Origin of the sequence: Streptomyces nanhaiensis, from assembly GCF_046614825.1 — a bacterium.
In the GTDB taxonomy this organism is placed as follows: Bacteria; Actinomycetota; Actinomycetes; order Streptomycetales; family Streptomycetaceae; genus Streptomyces; species Streptomyces radiopugnans.
This window is the reverse complement of record NZ_JBKJFM010000013.1, coordinates 17,926-33,589: the sequence shown is the minus strand read 5'-3', so window position 1 is coordinate 33,589 and position 15,664 is coordinate 17,926. Positions and strand designations below refer to the sequence as shown.

Genomic DNA, 15,664 nt, shown 5'->3' with positions numbered 1-15,664 from the left:
CGATGGACGAGCACACCACCACGACACAGGCGGCGGCACGGACCGCGGCACAGGCGGCGCCCCCGGTGCTGTCCCTGCGGGGCGTGACCGCCTCGCTCGGGGCACGGCCGGTGCTGCGCGGCATCGACCTGGCCGTGGGGCGGGGCGAGGTCGTCGCCCTGCTCGGCGCGAACGGCTCGGGCAAGTCCACGACGGTGCGGGCCGCCGTCGGCCAGGTGCAGACCTCGGGCGGCGAGCTGGAGCTGTTCGGCACCCCGCTGCGCCGCTTCCGCGACTGGCGCCGCGTGGGCTACGTACCGCAGCGCTCGACCGCGGCGGCCGGCGTACCCGCGACCGTGCGCGAGGTCGTCGCCTCCGGGCGGCTGGCCCGCAGGCGGCTGGGACCGATGGGGCGCGGCGACCGGGCGGCGGTACGGCGGGCCCTGGAGCTGGTCGGGCTGGCCGACCGGGCCCGGGACTCGGTGAACGCGCTCTCCGGCGGCCAGCACCAGCGCGTGCTGATCGCCCGCGCGCTGGCCGCCGAACCCGAGCTGCTGGTCATGGACGAGCCGCTGGCCGGTGTGGACCTGCTCAGCCAGCGCGTCCTGGCCGAGGCGCTGCGCGAGCAGAGCGCCGGGGGCGTGTCGGTCCTGCTGGTGCTGCACGAACTCGGCCCGCTGGCCCCGCTGATCGACCGCACGGTCGTCCTGCACGACGGCCGGGTGGAGCGCGTGGACGGCACCGCCCACCTCCACGACCAGGCGTGCCACCCGCACGCCCACTCCTCCGCCGAACCGACCCGGACCGGACTGCTGACATGATCGAGATCCTCCAGCCCGCCTTCATGCAGCGCGCGCTGCTCGCCGCGCTGCTGGTCGGCGTCGCGGCCCCCGCCATCGGCATCTACCTCGTCCAGCGCCGTCAGGCGATCATGGGCGACGGGATCGGGCACGTGGCCCTCACCGGTGTGGCGCTGGGCTTCCTGCTGAGCACCAGCCCGGTGTGGACGGCCGTGGTGGTCGCCTCGCTCGGCTCGGTCGCCATGGAGCTGATCCGCTGGTACGGCAGAACGCGCGGCGACGTGGCCCTGGCCATGCTGTTCTACGGCGGCATGGCGGGCGGAGTCCTGATCATCAACCTGGCGCCGGGCGGCACCACGGCCGATCTCCTCTCCCCGCTCTTCGGCTCGGTCATGACCGTCTCGCCCGAGGACGTCACCGCCATCGTGGTGCTGTCCGGCCTCGCCCTGGCGGTCTCCTTCGGGCTGCGGCGGCAGTTGTTCGCCGTCTGCCAGGACGAGGAGTTCGCCCGGGTCAGCGGGCTGCCGGTGCGGCTGCTCAACCTGCTGCTGGCCGTCACCGCCGCCGTCACCGTTACCGTGGCCATGCGGGTGGTGGGCCTGCTGCTGGTGAGCGCCCTGATGGTGATCCCGGTGGCCGCGGCCCAGCAGGTCACGCGCGGCTTCGCGACCACCATGGGTCTCGCGGTGGGCATGGGCGTGCTGGTGTCCGTGTCCGGCACCGCCACCTCGTACTACGCCGACGTCCCCCCCGGCGCCACCATCGTGCTGCTGGCCATCGCGCTGTTCGCCGTCCTGTCCGCGGCGGCTCCGCTGCTCAACCGCGCCCGGCTCAGGGCGCGGGCGCGGGACGAGGAGGCGCCCGGGTGGAAGGGCCGGGCGGGAGACCGGGAGGGGGAGGGCCGGGAGGCGGCGGAAGGCGTTACGGTCGTGCGGTGACCGATGGTCGTCGGCGGACGGCGCGGCCGATGACACCACCGGTGCGGAGTGCGCCCGGCGGCGACCGCCGCACCTGGCACAATGACCGATCAGCTACGCGAGGTAGCGCCGACTCTAGGAGGCAATGGTGGCGACCGCAGGTCCCCCCGTACGCGGCCGGTCGACCCGGCAGCGCGCCGCTGTGGCGGCGGCGCTCAGCGAGGTCGACGAGTTCCGCAGCGCCCAGGAGCTGCACGACATGCTCAAGCACCGAGGCGACTCCGTCGGTCTGACCACCGTCTACCGCACGCTCCAGTCGCTGGCCGACGCCGGCGAGGTGGACGTGCTGCGCACCGACGAGGGCGAGGCCGTCTACCGCCGGTGCAGCAGCGACGACCACCACCACCATCTGGTCTGCCGCAACTGCGGCAAGGCCGTGGAGGTGGAGGGGCCCGCGGTGGAGAAGTGGGCGGACTCCATCGCCGCGGAGCACGGCTTCGTGGACGTGGCCCACACCATCGAGATCTTCGGCACCTGCGGCGAGTGCGCGGCCGCGCGGAGCGCCAAGGCCTGACGGTCCCGGTGCCGCGGTGCCGCGGCTCCCAGGTGGGAGCCGCGGGACCGCGGCGGCGCGCGCGCCGGGGCCGCGGGCGTCAGCCCTGCGGCGGTACGGTCCCCTCCGGCCGCGCGCTCCCCTCCTGCGGGGCGGGAGCGGCCTGCGGGGCGGGAGCGGACGCGACGGGCTCGGCACCGCCGAAGCGGCGGTCGCGGCGGGCGTACTCCAGGCACGCGTCCCACAGGTTGCGGCGGTCGAAGTCCGGCCACAGCACGTCCTGGAAGACCATCTCGGCGTACGCGCTCTGCCATATCAGGTAGTTGGAGGTGCGCTGCTCGCCCGAGGGCCGCACGAAGAGGTCCACGTCCGGCATGTCCGGGTAGTACAGGTACCTCGCGACCGTCTTCTCGTTCACCTTCGACGGGTCCAGCCGCCCGGCCCGCACGTCCGCCGCGATGGCCGCCGCCGCGTCGGCGATCTCGGCCCGTCCGCCGTAGTTGACGCAGAAGTACAGCGTCATGGCGTCGTTGTCCTTCGTCTGCTCCTGGGCCACCTGGAGCTCCTGGACGACCGACTTCCACAGCTTGGGCATCCGGCCGACCCAGCGGATGCGGATGCCGAGCGCGTCCATCTCGTCGCGGCGGCGGCGGATGACGTCGCGGTTGAAGTTCATCAGGAAGCGGACCTCCTCGGGGGACCGCTTCCAGTTCTCGGTGGAGAAGGCGTACAGGGAGAGGTTCTTCACGCCCATCTCCAGGCAGCCCTTGAGCACGTCCATCACGACGCCCTCGCCGACCTTGTGCCCCTCGGTGCGCGGCAGTCCGCGCTGCTTGGCCCAGCGCCCGTTGCCGTCCATCACGACCGCCACGTGCCTCGGCACCAGATCGGCGGGGATCCGCGGCGGACGCGCGCCGGAGGGATGCGGTTCGGGGGTGAGGTACTCGCGACGCTGCCGGGACAGCATTCCGCGCCGTGCCATGCGGTTCATCTCCAGTCGGGCGTGGCCGGGAGCGGCCGCGCCTGGGTGAGGACGGGGAAGGGATACCGGGAGCGTAGCCGGTCGGCTCCCTCAGGTCTTCTCGACGTAGCGCAGGGAGCGCAGGCCCCGCTCCAGGTGCCAGTGCAGGTACGCCGACACCAGCCCGCTGCCCTCGCGCACGTGCCGGGCCTCGGCCGCGTCGGCCGTCGCCCAGTCGCCGGTCAGCAGCGCGCCCAGCAGCCGCAGCGCCTCGGGGGACGGCACGACGCTGCCCGGCCTGCGGCAGTCGGCGCACACCACCCCGCCGGCGGCGACGGAGAAGAACCGGTTGGGGCCGGGCATCCCGCACTGGGCGCACGCCTCGAAGCTGGGCGCGTAGCCGCCCACGGCAAGGGAGCGCAGCAGGAAGGCGTCCAGCACCAGCGCCGGGGCGTGCTCGCCGGCGGCGAGGGTGCGCAGGCCGCCGATCAGCAGCAGGTACTGCTGGACGTTGGGCTCGCCCTCGTGGTCGGTGAACCGCTCGGCCGTCTCCAGCATGGCCGTCCCGGCGGTGTAGCGGGCGTAGTCGGTGACGATGTTCCGCCCGTACGGCGCGATGGTCTCGGTCTGGGTGCACAGCGGCAGGCCGCGGCCGACCAGGTCGCTGCCGCGCGCGAAGAACTGGACGTCGACGTGGGAGAACGGCTCCAGCCGCGCCCCGAACTTCGACTTGGTGCGCCGCACGCCCCGCGCCACGGCCCGTACCCGTCCGTGTCCGCGCGTGAGCAGCGTGATGATGCGGTCGGCCTCGCCCAGCTTCTGGGTGCGCAGGACCACGCCGTCGTCGCGGAACAGGCTCACGGCACCTCCGTGGCGCCCGGCCGGGGGTCCGGGGGGTGCCCCCCGGGTCGGCACGGCTGGGTGCGCGAGGCCACGCCGTCGTCGCGGAACAGGCTCATTCCCCCATTGTCCCCCACCCGGGCCGGGCGGGGAGACGGGTCAGGGGAGCCGGGAGGCGTCAGGAGGGGGTGGTGCGGGCGGCGTCCAGCAGGCGGTCGGTCTCCTCCCTGCACAGCCGCAGGGTACGGCCGACCAGACCCAGCGTCCTGCGCTCGCCGGGTGTGTAGGGGCCGTCGGCGAGGGCGATGCGGGCGCCCAGGAGAAGCAGGCTCTCGCGGCCGGGTCCGGCCAGGTGCGGGGCGATCGGGGCCAGGGCCTCGTGCAGCTCTATCTCCATGGTGACCCCGTCGGAGCCGACCGCCGCGAGCAGGGCGACCAGCTGCTCCTCGGAGCAGCCGGTGAAGCCGGCTGCCCGGACGCCCTCCACGGCCGCCTCGCGGGTCGACCGCGCCTCGTAGCCGCCCACCGCCAGCACGGCCAGCGCGACGGCGTGGACGGCGTCGCGGAGCATGGTGCCCAGCCGGGTGGTGGTGGGGTGGTCGAGGGCGTCGGTGCCGAAGTGCCCGTCGCAGGACGCGCACTCCAGCACGGGCCCGGCCTCGCCGCGCGGCAGCACGGGGACACCGAGCACGACCAGGCGGCGGCGCCCGGTGCGGCGTCTGTAGTTGCGGTCGCCGCCGCAGGAGGGGCAGAAGAACTCGCCGTCGTCGACCGTGTGCCAGGCCGTGCGGACACCCGCCAACCGCAGTCTCCGGCCGTCCCGGCTCCGGGAGTGCACCACTGCCGTACCTCCGTCACGCTTCAGCGCCATTGCCGCGTGGCGTGATGTTAACCACATCCATGAGGTGCCGTCAGTACCCCGGAAGGCACCCGTCCCTTCCCCTTGTGGCCCTTGCGGGCCGGTCCGGAGGGCGTACGCGCAGGTCGGGAGGGGTTCTGCGGCATCCGTGCACCGGACGGAAACCTTTGCGAAAGCACGGCGCCACCGGACCGCCCGGGTGCCCGGCGCTCCGGACCCCGGCGAACGGGCCGCGGGCCCGGACGCGCTCCGGGGAGGCCTCGCACACCCCGCCGGAGCGCGCCCGCCTCCCCCGGTGGCCTCGTGGAGACGGCCCGCCCCGCCGGACGGGCGTCCGGCGGGGCGGGCGGTGTTCACAGCGGAGGGAGCGGCCGCCGGGTCCCGGGACCGCCGGGCCGCCGGGCCGTCAGCGGAAGGCGCGGTTGACGGCGGAGACGATCGCCTTCAGCGAGGCGCGGGTGGTGTTGGGGTCGATGCCGATGCCCCACAGCACCTTGCCGTCGATGGCGCACTCGATGTACGAGGCGGCCTGCGCGGAGGCGCCCTCGCTCATGGTGTGCTCGGTGTAGTCCAGCAGCCTCGCGTCGATGCCGATGCCCTCCAGCGCGTCGAAGAACGCGGAGATCGGGCCGTTGCCGCTGCCGGTCAGCACGGTGTCGGTGCCGTCGACGGCCGCCTCGACGGTGAGGGTGTCCACGCCGTCGGTGTCGGTGGTGGTCTGGCCGTTGCGGACCTGGATGCGGCCCCAGGGGTTGTCGGGGTTGGGCAGGTACTCGTCACGGAAGGCCTCCCAGATCTGCGCCGGGGTGATCTCGCCGCCGTCCGCGTCCGTCCTGGCCTGGATGATCTTCGAGAACTCGATCTGCATCCGGCGCGGCAGGTCCAGCTTGTGGTCGTTCTTCAGGACGTAGGAGATGCCGCCCTTGCCGGACTGGGAGTTGACGCGGATGACCGCCTCGTAGGAGCGTCCGACGTCCTTGGGGTCGATGGGCAGGTACGGCACCGCCCACTCGATCTCCTCCACCGGCTTGCCGGCCGCGGCCGCGTCGGCCTCCATGGCCTCGAAGCCCTTCTTGATGGCGTCCTGGTGGGAGCCGGAGAAGGCGGTGTAGACCAGATCTCCCGCGTACGGGTGGCGCGGGTGGATCTCCATCTGGTTGCAGTACTCGGCGGTGCGGCGGATCTCGTCGATCCGGCTGAAGTCGATCTGCGGGTCGATGCCCTGGCTGAACAGGTTCATCCCCAGCGTGACCAGGTCCACGTTGCCGGTGCGCTCGCCCTGCCCGAACAGGCAGCCCTCGACCCGGTCGGCGCCGGCCATCACGGCCAGCTCGGCGGCGGCCACGGCGGTGCCGCGGTCGTTGTGCGGGTGGGTGGACAGGCAGACGAACTCGCGCCGCGACAGGTTCCGGGACATCCACTCGAAGCGGTCGGCGTGGGTGGAGGGCGTGGAGCGCTCGACGGTGGCGGGCAGGTTCAGGATGATCTCGCGGCCCTCCTCGGGCTGCCAGACGTCCATGACCGACTCGCAGACCTCCAGGGCGAAGTCCAGCTCGGTGTCGGTGAAGATCTCCGGGCTGTACTGGTAGCCGAAGACCGTCTCGTCGCCCAGGATCTTCTCGGCGTACTCGACCACCAGGCGGGTGCCGTCCACGGCGATCTGCCGGATGTCGTCCCTGGAGCCGCGGAAGACCACGCGGCGGAAGACCGGGGCGGTGGCGTTGTACAGGTGGACCGTCGCCCGGTGGGCGCCGGCCAGGGACTGCACGGTGCGCTCGATCAGGTCCTCGCGGGCCTGGGTCAGCACCGAGATCGTCACGTCCTCGGGGACGGCGCCCTCTTCGATGATGGAGCGCACGAAGTCGAAGTCGGTCTGGCCGGAGGAGGGGAAGCCGACCTCGATCTCCTTGTAGCCCATGCGGACCAGCAGGTCGAACATCTCGCGCTTGCGGGCGGGCGACATCGGGTCGATCAGCGCCTGGTTGCCGTCGCGCAGGTCGGTGGACAGCCAGCGGGGGGCCTTGGTGATCCGCTTGCCGGGCCAGGTGCGGTCGGGCAGCTCGACGGCCTCGTAGCCGCGGTAGCGGTGGATCGGCATGCCCGACGGCTTCTGGGCCACCGTGGCGGCGGTGACGGGCGTGGGGCGGCCTACGCGGGAGGAATCACTGCTCATGTGGACTGGGCTCCTGTGGAGGGCGATGGGCTTCGAAGCGCTTTCCGAACGCTTCCGAAGGGGCCGACGACGGCATCACCGAACTCCGCGGGGAGGGGGTCGGCCGTATGACTACAGGCCCTCGCCGCGGCAGCTAAGGAGAAGCAGCCCAAAACGCATGATGCGATTCAGCGTAACCGAGGCGGACGGTGCGTGGCGGCGCGTATCAGTATGCGAGAACTCACATGGGTGAGCACGGCTTTCGCGGACCGGCCCCCGCACCCCGCCGGGGCGGGGTGCGGGGGCCGGGTCGTACGGCGTACGGCGGCCTGCGGGCGCGCCCTCCTCCGGGAGCGGCTAGAAGCCGAGCCTGCGGAGCTGCTTGGGATCGCGCTGCCAGTCCTTGGCGACCTTGACGTGCAGGTCCAGGTAGACGGGGGTGCCCAGCAGCGCCTCGATCTGCTTGCGGGACTTGGTGCCGACCTCCTTCAGCCGGCTGCCCTTGGGGCCGATGACGATGCCCTTCTGGCTGGGGCGCTCGATGAAGACGTTGGCGTGGACGTCCAGCAGCGGCCGGTCCGCCGGGCGCCCCTCGCGCGGCGTCATCTCCTCGACCACCACGGCGATGGAGTGCGGCAGTTCGTCGCGCACCCCCTCCAGCGCCGCCTCCCGGATCAGCTCGGCGACCATGACCTGCTCGGGCTCGTCGGTGAGGTCGCCGTCCGGGTACAGCTGCGGGCCCTCGGGCAGGAGGGGGACGAGCAGGTCGGCCAGCAGGCCCACCTGGTCGCCCGCGGTGGCCGAGACGGGGACGATCTCGGCCCACTCGACGCCCAGTTCCTTGCCGAGCCGGTCGACGGAGACGAGCTGCTCGGCCAGTGCCCTGGAGTCCACCAGGTCGGTCTTGGTGACGACCGCGACCTTCGGGGTGCGCTTCAGGGCCGCCAGCTCCCCCGCGATGAAGCGGTCGCCGGGACCGATCTTCTGGTCGGCCGGCAGGCAGAAGCCGATCACGTCGACCTCGGCCCAGGTGGTGCGCACCACGTCGTTGAGGCGCTCGCCGAGCAGGGTGCGCGGCTTGTGCAGACCGGGGGTGTCCACCAGGACGAGCTGCGCGTCGGGGCGGTGGACGATGCCGCGCACGGTGTGGCGGGTGGTCTGCGGGCGGTTGGAGGTGATCGCGACCTTCGTCCCCACCAGGGCGTTGGTGAGGGTCGACTTGCCCGCGTTGGGGCGGCCGACGAAGCAGGCGAAGCCCGCGCGGTGCGGTGCGGACTCCGCCTGCTGCTCGGGCCGGGAAGAGGGGGAACGGTCGCTCATGGTGGCCATTCTCCCCGATTCGCGGGGTGCCCCCGTACCGCGGCCGCCCCGCCCCCTCCCCCCGCCCGGCCGTTCAGCCCGCGGTGACGGTGGAGCGGACCGCGCCGTCGGGGCCGGCCAGCAGTACCGGGGTGGCGGGGCCGCCCAGCTCGTGGACGGCGGCGAGGTCGGCGGAGGGCACGGCGGGCGCCTCGGAGACCACGGCCGCGGCCTCCAGGGACTTGGCTCCGGACGCCACCGCCATCGCGACGGCCGTCTGCAGCGCGCTCAGCCGGAGCGACTTCAGAGCGACGGTTCCGGCCACGTACGTGCGCCCGGTCTCATCGCGTACGGCCGCGCCCTCGGGCACGGCGTTGCGGGCCCGCGCGCTGCGCGCGAGGGTGACGATCTTGCGGTCTTCGGGATCCAGGTCGGCGGCTTCGCTCATGCGGGTGAGCATATGTGCTCACCGCCCGGCGGGGCGGCCGGACCGGGAACAGGCACATCCCGTCCCCACGTCCCCCTCCGGCCCTCCGCCCGTCAGCCGCCGGCCTCGGCCGCCGCCTCGTCCTGCGGCTCCGGCACGGGGGCGCGGACGGGCTCGACCAGGACCGTGACGATGCGGTTGCGGCGGCCCGCCGGGGACTCGGCGGTCAGCCGCAGGCCGAGCGGCGCCGGATCGCCCCGGTTGTCCGCGTGGTGGCCGCCGCGGTGCTCGCCGCGCCCCTCGGGCAGCTCCACCGTCGCCGTGGCCCCCGCGATGGGGACGCGGCCCAGGAGCTTGGCCAGCAGCCCGCCGACCGTCTCCACGTCCTCGTCCTCCAGGTCCAGGCCGTACAGCTCGCCCAGGTCCCCCAGGTCCAGACGGGCGGTGACCCGGTGGCGGCCCTCGCCCAGATCCTCGACGGGCGGCAGCTCCCGGTCGTACTCGTCGGTGATCTCGCCGACGATCTCCTCCAGGATGTCCTCGATGGTGACGATCCCGGCGGTGCCGCCGTACTCGTCGATCACGACGGCGACGTGGTTGCGGTCCTTCTGCATCTCGCGCAGCAGGTCGCCGGCGTTCTTGGTGTCGGGGACGAAGACGGCCCGCCGCATGGCCGTGGAGACCAGGTCGTTCTCGGTCTCGCGGTTGATGTGGACCTTCCGGGAGAGGTCCTTGAGGTAGACGATGCCGACGATGTCGTCCTCGTTCTCGCCGGTCACCGGGATGCGGGAGAAGCCCGAGCGCAGGGCCAGGGTGAGCGCCTGGCGGATGGTCTTGAACCGCTCGATGGAGACCAGCTCGGTGCGCGGCACCATCACCTCGCGCACCAGGGTGTCGCCCAGCTCGAAGACCGAGTGCACCATGCGGCGCTCCTCGTCCTCGATCAGCGCCTCGCGCCCGGCCAGGTCCACCATGGCCCGCAGTTCGGCCTCGGTGGCGAACGGGCCCTTGCGGAAGCCCTTGCCCGGGGTCAGGGCGTTGCCCAGGAGGATCAGCAGCTGCGGCAGCGGGCCGAGCACCCGGGCGAGCGGCAGCAGCACGTACGCGGCGGCCGTGGCGGTGTTCAGCGGGTGCTGGCGGCCGATGGTGCGCGGCGAGACTCCGACGGCGACGTAGGAGACCAGCACCATCACGCCGCCGGCCGCGGACAGCGCCTGCCAGGTGCTGTCGAAGGTGTGCAGGAAGCCGTAGGTGACCAGGACCCCGGCCGACATCTCGGCGGTCACCCGCAGCAGCAGGGCGAGGTTGAGGTAGCGGGTGGGGTCGGCCGCGACGGCGGCCAGCTTGTCCCCGCCGCGCCGCCCGGAGCGTACGGCCTCCTCGGCGCGGTAGCTGGTGGTGCTGGCCAGGCCCGCCTCGGCGCAGGCGGCCAGCCAGGCGAGGCCGACCAGCAGGACCGCCGCGGCGATCAGGGGGGCGCTCATGTCGTCGTCGGGGCCGGGGAGGGCCCCTCCAGGCCCCGCTCGGCGCGCCAGCCGTCGACGATCGCCGCCTGGAGGCCGAACATCTCGGTCCGCTCGCCGGGCGTCTCGTGGTCGTAGCCCAGCAGGTGGAGCACCCCGTGGACGGTGAGCATCTGCAGCTCCTCGTCCATGGAGTGCTTCGTCGGGGCCTCGTCGCCCTGCTTCTCGGCGACGTCGGGGCAGAGCACGATGTCGCCGAGGAGGCCCTGCGGGGGCTCGTCGCCGTCCTTGGAGGGCGGGCGCAGCTCGTCCATGGGGAAGGACATCACGTCGGTCGGGCCGGGGAGGTCCATCCACTGCTTGTGGAGCTGCTCCATGGCGTCGGGGTCGACGGCGATCACCGACAGCTCCGACAGCGGGTGGATGCGCATCCGGGCGAGGGCGTAGCGGGCGATGTCGAGGATCGCCCGCTCGTCGATCTCGCGGCCGGACTCGTTGTTGACGTCGATCGACATGTGGGTGGTGGTTGCTTTCCGTTACTTTCGTTCACTGCCGTCGGTGGTGCCGTGGCGGTCGTCGTAGCGCTCGTAGGCGTCGACGATACGGCCGACCAGCTTGTGCCGTACGACATCGGTGCTGGTGAGCCGCGAGAAGTGGACGTCCTCCACGCCCTCGAGGATCTCCTGCACCTGGCGCAGGCCGCTTCTGGTGCCGCCGGGCAGGTCCACCTGGGTGACGTCGCCGGTGATCACGATCTTGGAGTCGAAGCCGAGCCGGGTGAGGAACATCTTCATCTGCTCGGGGTTGGTGTTCTGCGCCTCGTCCAGAATGATGAAGGCGTCGTTGAGCGTCCGGCCGCGCATGTACGCCAGCGGCGCGACCTCGATCGTCCCGGCGGCCATCAGGCGCGGGATCGAGTCGGGGTCGAGCATGTCGTGCAGCGCGTCGTACAGCGGCCGCAGATACGGGTCGATCTTCTCGTAGAGCGTGCCGGGCAGGAAGCCCAGACGCTCCCCCGCCTCGACGGCGGGCCGGGTCAGGATGATGCGGGTGACCTGCTTGGACTGCAGGGCCTGCACCGCCTTGGCCATGGCGAGGTAGGTCTTGCCGGTGCCCGCCGGGCCGATGCCGAAGACGACCGTGTGCTTGTCGATCGCGTCCACGTAGCGCTTCTGGTTGAGCGTCTTGGGGCGGATCGTGCGGCCGCGGTTGGACAGGATGTTCTGCGTGAGCACCTCGGCCGGTGTCTCGTCGGCGCCGCCCTCCGCGTCGCGGAGCATGGCGATCGATCGTTCCACCGCGTCCTCCGTCAGCGGCTGGCCGGTGCGCAGCACCAGCATCATCTCGTCGAACAGCCGCTGGACGAGCTCGACCTCCGCCGCCTCGCCGGTCGCGGTGATCTCGTTCCCCCGGACGTGGATGTCCGTCGCCGGGAAGGCCTTCTCGATCACGCGGAGGAGGGAGTCGCCGGAACCCAGCACCGTCACCATCGGGTGCTTGGCCGGAACGGTGAAACGGGCACTCGCTGAGGTGGACCGTGCCTGGTCCGTCTGTGTCTGAGTCATGGGCCGGCTCTGTGGCCTGCGCGTCCCTCTCTGTCGCTGCTGTGCCGCCGGTCTTTCACCGCCGCGCGCCTGGACTTCCAGGGTACGACGTGACGCTGGCAGGCCAGTAGCCATTTGTATGCCCGGCCCCGCCTCCGGGAGCCCGGAGGGCCCGCGGCCGGCACACGGGGGCCGCGGGCGGTTCGCAGGGCCGCGGGCGGCCCACGGCGCCCCGCGGACGCCCCGCGGACCGCTCACGCCCGGCGGAAGCCGATGGTCGGCACCGCACGGCGCAGCGGCCACGGCCGGGCGCAGCCGGGCAGCAGGGCGTCCAGGAAGCCGTAGCGGCTCAGGGCGGCCGGATCCTGCTCGTCGAAGTCGCGCACGCGCTGCCACCAGGCGGCGATCTCGACCCAGCCCGGCGCGGACAGCGAGCCGCCGAACTCCTGCACCGACAGGGCGGCGGTCAGCCCGGCGAAGGCCAGCCGGTCGGCCAGCGGCCAGCCGGCCAGGGTGCCGGTGACGAAGCCGGCCACGAACACGTCACCGGCGCCGGTGGGGTCCAGCGCCTCCACCGAGATGGCGGGCACCTCGGCGGTCTCGCCCGTGGCGCCGTCCACCGCGAAGGCGCCCTCGGACCCCATGGTCACCACGGCCAGCGGCACCCGGTCGGCGAGGCGGCGGGCCGCGGTGCGGGGGCAGTCGGTCCGGGTGTAGCGCATCGCCTCCCCGGCGTTGGGTAGGAACGCCTCGCAGTGCTCGAGGTCGGCGAGGTCGTCCGGGTCCCAGCGGCCGGTCTCGTCCCAGCCGACGTCGGCGAAGACCCGGCTGCCGGCCCGGGCCGCCCGTGCGATCCACTCCTGGCGCCTGCCGGGCTGGAGGGAGGCGACGCAGGCGCGGGCGGCGGGCGGGTCGTCGGGGGCGGGCTCCTCGGGCCGGGGGGCCTCGTGCCCGTGGGAGACCATCGTCCGCTCGCCCTCGTAGGCCATCGAGACGGTGACCGGCGAGTGCCAGCCGGGCACGGTGCGCGACAGCTTCAGGTCGATGCCCTCACCGCGCTCCAGCGCCTCCCAGCAGTACTCGCCGTACATGTCGTCGCCGAAGGCGGCGGCGAGCGAGGTGCGCAGGCCGAGCCGGGCCAGGGCGGTGGCCATGTTGGCGACGCCGCCGGGGCTCGATCCCATGCCCCGCGCCCAGGACTCGGTGCCGCGCACCGGCGCCGAGTCCAGGCCCGTGAAGATGATGTCCAGGAAGACCGTCCCGGTCAGGTAGACGTCGCAGGACGGGTCGTCGGGGGTGCGGAGCGCGGCGAGCGGGTCGAGCATGCGGCCAGTGTGCACGATCGGTGCGGTGGGCCGTCGGCGGGTTGCGGACGGCCTCACCAGCGCGGTACTGAGGGGGTTTTCCACCGCGGATCGGCCCGGCGCATGGCGGCGGCGTCGTCCCGGTCGCGCATCGAGCCGTCGTCGGCCAGCCAGCGGCGGTGGAGGGCGTCGAGGCGGTCGCGGTCGAGGGTGACGCCCAGGCCGGGGGTGTCGGGGACGGTGACGGCGCCGTCGAGGAAGGCGACTCGCTCGGTGAGCACGTCCTCGGTCTGCCAGGGGTAGTGGGTGTCGCAGGCGTGCCCCAGGCCGGGGACGGTGGCGGCGACATGGGTCATGGCGGCGAGGCTGACGCCCAGGTGGGTGTTGGAGTGCATGGAGACCCCGACCCCGAAGGCGCGGCAGACCGCGGCCAGTTGCTGGGTGCTGCGCAGCCCTCCCCAGTAGTGGTGGTCGCTGAGCAGCACCTGGACTGCGCCGGCGGCGAACGCCTCGGCGATCTCGGGGAAGGTGGTCACGCACATGTTGGTGGCCAGCGGCAGCCCTCCGGCCCGCGCGGCGACCTCGGCCATCGCGTGCGTACCGGTGACCGGGTCCTCTCCAGGTACTCCAGCACGTCGCGCAGTTCGTCCGCGACCCTCAGCGAGGTCTCCACCGACCAGGCGCCGTTGGGGTCCAGCCGCAGGGGCCTGCCGGGGAAGGCCTCGGCGAGCGCCCGGACGGCGGCCACCTCCTCCTCGGGCGGGAAGACCCCGCCCTTGAGCTTGAAGGAGCCGAAGCCGTGGTCGGCCGCGAAGCGGCGGGCCTGGGCGACGATCCCGTCCGGGTCGAGGGCGGCGCCCCAGTCGTCGCCCCCGGCCGCCTCACCGCCGGGGTGCGCGGCCCAGCGGTAGAACAGGTAGGCGCTGTACTCGACCCGGTCGCGCACCTTCCCGCCGAGCAGGGCGTGCACGGGCATCCCCAGCGCCCTGCCCAGGGCGTCCAGGCAGGCCACCTCGAAGCCGGAGACGACGGACAGCCGCAGCTTGTCGGCGGTTTGGACGCCGCGCAGCCCGCCGACGTCCACCGAGCCGTCCGTCCGGTGCCCGTCCAGGGGGAGGGCTCCGGCGAGGGCGAGCAGTCCGTTCAGGTCGCTGACCGGGTGCCCGGGCAGCCGCCGGGCGAGGGAGCGCGCCAGTTCCAGGTACTCGGTGTCGCCGTAGGTCTCCCCGACCCCGGTGACGCCGCCCGCCGTGACCACCTCGACGATCAGGCGCGGGGTGTACGGCTGGTGGACGCCCTGCGTGTTGAGCAGGGGCGGGTCGGCCACGAGGATCGGGGTGAGGCGCACCTCGGCCACGGTCAGGTCCTTCATCGGCGACTCCTGTCGGGTCGGGGCCGACGGCGGCGGGCGCCGGGGAACCGGGGAGCTGGGCCTTGGGGCTGCGGCCTTGGGGTCGGGCCTTCCCGCCGTCGATCCGTTCTCCTACGTGAACTCTGTCCATGTGCGGAAACGGAGACTAGGTACGGCGCGGGAAGGCGTCAAGGGTGCCCGTACGTTTCCGGAAGAGGGCGTGCGGCGGCGCCGGCCGGGGCGGGCCGGTACGGGTACAGGTGCGGGGATGCGCGGAGAAGGGCGGGCGGCCGGGGCGCGGGCCGTCAGCGCCGCCGGGGCAGCGGCACCCGCATCAGGTCCTCGGCCACGGTCAGCTCCCCGGTGAACCCCGCCGCCCGGGCCTGCGCGGCGAACCGGGCCGGATCGTCGTAGCGCTGCGAGAAGTGGGTGAGCACCAGGTGCCGCACCCCCGCCCGCACCGCGGCGGCGGCCGCCTGGCCCGCGGTGAGATGGCCGTACTCATGCGCCAGGGCCTCCTCCTCGTCGAGGAAGGTGGCCTCGATGACCAGCATGTCGCAGCCCTCGGCGAGCGCGTGCACGCCGTCGCACAGCCGGGTGTCCATCACGAAGGCGAAGCGCTGCCCCGGGCGGGTCTCGCTCACCTCGTCGAGGGTCACCCCGCGCAGCTCGCCCTCGCGCTGGATGCGGCCGACGTCGGGGCCCGAGATGCCGTGGGCGGCGAGCCGCTCGGGCAGCATCCGGCGCCCGTCGGGCTCGACCAGGCGGTAGCCGTAGGACTCCACCGGATGGGACAGGCGCCGCGCCTGGAGGGTGTACGCGCCGGTGACGGCCAGCGTGCCGTCGGCGACGACCGGCTCCTCGCGCAGCTCGACCGTCTCGCGGTAGGCGGTGGCGTACCGCAGGCGGTCGAAGAAGCGCTGCCCGCTGACCGGGTAGTGCGCCGCGACCGGGTGCGGCACCCGGTCGAGGTTGATGCGCTGGATGACCCCGGCCAGCCCCAGGCTGTGGTCGCCGTGGAAGTGGGTTACGCACAGCCGGGTGAGGTCGTGGGCGGCCACGCCCGCGCGGAGCATCTGGCGCTGGGTGCCCTCGCCGGGGTCGAACAGCAGCGCCTCGCCGTCCCAGCGCAGCACGTAGCCGTTGTGGTTGCGCCGGCGGGTGGGCACCTGGCTGGCCGTGCCCAGCACGACCAGTTCGCGTACGGACAACGGA

The 15,664-nt window shown here is 73.3% G+C and carries 14 protein-coding genes and 1 pseudogene; 3 read left to right on the top strand and 12 right to left on the bottom strand.

Annotated elements, in window-relative coordinates:
- The first annotated feature begins 2 nt into the window (after nt 1–2).
- The 3 genes from ACLIYP_RS06250 (at nt 3) to ACLIYP_RS06240 (ending at nt 2,270) form a co-directional block, all read left to right on the top strand.
- Nucleotides 3–800 (top strand): metal ABC transporter ATP-binding protein, encoded by a 798-nt coding sequence (locus ACLIYP_RS06250; RefSeq protein ID WP_412712144.1) that lies wholly within the window; start codon nt 3–5, stop codon nt 798–800.
- Nucleotides 797–1,717, top strand: coding sequence for a metal ABC transporter permease (locus ACLIYP_RS06245; protein WP_412712143.1), 921 nt, complete (start codon nt 797–799; stop codon nt 1,715–1,717). The genes ACLIYP_RS06250 and ACLIYP_RS06245 overlap by 4 nt, the downstream gene beginning before the upstream one ends.
- 127 nt (nt 1,718–1,844) lie before the next feature.
- A complete protein-coding gene (locus ACLIYP_RS06240; protein ID WP_412695548.1) occupies nt 1,845–2,270 on the top strand; it encodes a Fur family transcriptional regulator in 426 nt (141 codons plus the stop codon).
- A 79-nt stretch (nt 2,271–2,349) separates the two neighbouring features.
- Here the strand turns inward: ACLIYP_RS06240 and ACLIYP_RS06235 are convergent, their stop codons facing one another.
- The 12 genes and pseudogenes from ACLIYP_RS06235 to ACLIYP_RS06180 form a co-directional block, all read right to left on the bottom strand.
- On the bottom strand, nt 2,350–3,231 hold the full coding sequence (locus ACLIYP_RS06235) for an isoprenyl transferase (protein ID WP_412712142.1): 882 nt from the start codon (nt 3,229–3,231) through the stop codon (nt 2,350–2,352).
- Between the two features lie 90 nt (nt 3,232–3,321).
- Nucleotides 3,322–4,071: a DNA repair protein RecO gene (gene recO, locus ACLIYP_RS06230; protein ID WP_412712141.1), complete on the bottom strand. Its 750-nt coding sequence runs from the start codon at nt 4,069–4,071 to the stop codon at nt 3,322–3,324.
- A gap of 157 nt (nt 4,072–4,228) precedes the next feature.
- A complete protein-coding gene (locus ACLIYP_RS06225; RefSeq protein WP_412712140.1) occupies nt 4,229–4,921 on the bottom strand; it encodes a tellurite resistance TerB family protein in 693 nt (230 codons plus the stop codon).
- A 394-nt stretch (nt 4,922–5,315) separates the two neighbouring features.
- A complete protein-coding gene (gene leuA, locus ACLIYP_RS06220; RefSeq protein ID WP_412712139.1) occupies nt 5,316–7,082 on the bottom strand; it encodes a 2-isopropylmalate synthase in 1,767 nt (588 codons plus the stop codon).
- A gap of 336 nt (nt 7,083–7,418) precedes the next feature.
- Nucleotides 7,419–8,390: a GTPase Era gene (era, locus tag ACLIYP_RS06215; RefSeq protein WP_412712138.1), complete on the bottom strand. Its 972-nt coding sequence runs from the start codon at nt 8,388–8,390 to the stop codon at nt 7,419–7,421.
- 64 nt (nt 8,391–8,454) lie between these two features.
- Nucleotides 8,455–8,820, bottom strand: a complete 366-nt coding sequence (locus ACLIYP_RS06210; protein ID WP_093654565.1) for a cytidine/deoxycytidylate deaminase family protein — start codon at nt 8,818–8,820, stop codon at nt 8,455–8,457.
- 80 nt (nt 8,821–8,900) lie between these two features.
- Nucleotides 8,901–10,271 (bottom strand): hemolysin family protein, encoded by a 1,371-nt coding sequence (locus tag ACLIYP_RS06205; RefSeq protein WP_412712137.1) that lies wholly within the window; start codon nt 10,269–10,271, stop codon nt 8,901–8,903.
- The gene (gene ybeY / locus ACLIYP_RS06200; RefSeq protein WP_412712136.1) at nt 10,268–10,765 is read right to left on the bottom strand and encodes an rRNA maturation RNase YbeY; all 498 of its coding nucleotides are present in this window, start codon (nt 10,763–10,765) and stop codon (nt 10,268–10,270) included. Before ybeY ends, ACLIYP_RS06205 begins: the two co-directional genes overlap by 4 nt.
- 21 nt (nt 10,766–10,786) lie before the next feature.
- Nucleotides 10,787–11,815 (bottom strand): PhoH family protein, encoded by a 1,029-nt coding sequence (locus ACLIYP_RS06195; protein WP_410538595.1) that lies wholly within the window; start codon nt 11,813–11,815, stop codon nt 10,787–10,789.
- 233 nt (nt 11,816–12,048) lie between these two features.
- Nucleotides 12,049–13,119, bottom strand: a complete 1,071-nt coding sequence (locus tag ACLIYP_RS06190; RefSeq protein WP_412712135.1) for a carbohydrate kinase family protein — start codon at nt 13,117–13,119, stop codon at nt 12,049–12,051.
- Between the two features lie 53 nt (nt 13,120–13,172).
- Nucleotides 13,173–14,470 (bottom strand): annotated as a pseudogene (locus tag ACLIYP_RS06185) (glucarate dehydratase family protein).
- A gap of 284 nt (nt 14,471–14,754) precedes the next feature.
- Nucleotides 14,755–15,660, bottom strand: coding sequence for a ribonuclease Z (locus ACLIYP_RS06180; protein WP_412712134.1), 906 nt, complete (start codon nt 15,658–15,660; stop codon nt 14,755–14,757).
- Between the last annotated feature and the right edge of the window lie 4 nt (nt 15,661–15,664).

What these genes read in the sequence shown, in the direction of transcription:
- ybeY (WP_412712136.1), bottom strand. Translation starts at nt 10,765, where the DNA reads ATGTCGATCGACGTCAACAACGAGTCCGGCCGCGAGATCGACGAGCGG.
- ACLIYP_RS06225 (WP_412712140.1), bottom strand. Translation starts at nt 4,921, where the DNA reads ATGGCGCTGAAGCGTGACGGAGGTACGGCAGTGGTGCACTCCCGGAGC.
- ACLIYP_RS06235 (WP_412712142.1), bottom strand. Translation starts at nt 3,231, where the DNA reads ATGGCACGGCGCGGAATGCTGTCCCGGCAGCGTCGCGAGTACCTCACC.
- ACLIYP_RS06250 (WP_412712144.1), top strand. Translation starts at nt 3, where the DNA reads ATGGACGAGCACACCACCACGACACAGGCGGCGGCACGGACCGCGGCA.
- ACLIYP_RS06205 (WP_412712137.1), bottom strand. Translation starts at nt 10,271, where the DNA reads ATGAGCGCCCCCCTGATCGCCGCGGCGGTCCTGCTGGTCGGCCTCGCC.
- ACLIYP_RS06190 (WP_412712135.1), bottom strand. Translation starts at nt 13,119, where the DNA reads ATGCTCGACCCGCTCGCCGCGCTCCGCACCCCCGACGACCCGTCCTGC.
- leuA (WP_412712139.1), bottom strand. Translation starts at nt 7,082, where the DNA reads ATGAGCAGTGATTCCTCCCGCGTAGGCCGCCCCACGCCCGTCACCGCC.
- era (WP_412712138.1), bottom strand. Translation starts at nt 8,390, where the DNA reads ATGGCCACCATGAGCGACCGTTCCCCCTCTTCCCGGCCCGAGCAGCAG.
- ACLIYP_RS06245 (WP_412712143.1), top strand. Translation starts at nt 797, where the DNA reads ATGATCGAGATCCTCCAGCCCGCCTTCATGCAGCGCGCGCTGCTCGCC.
- ACLIYP_RS06210 (WP_093654565.1), bottom strand. Translation starts at nt 8,820, where the DNA reads ATGCTCACCCGCATGAGCGAAGCCGCCGACCTGGATCCCGAAGACCGC.
- ACLIYP_RS06195 (WP_410538595.1), bottom strand. Translation starts at nt 11,815, where the DNA reads ATGACTCAGACACAGACGGACCAGGCACGGTCCACCTCAGCGAGTGCC.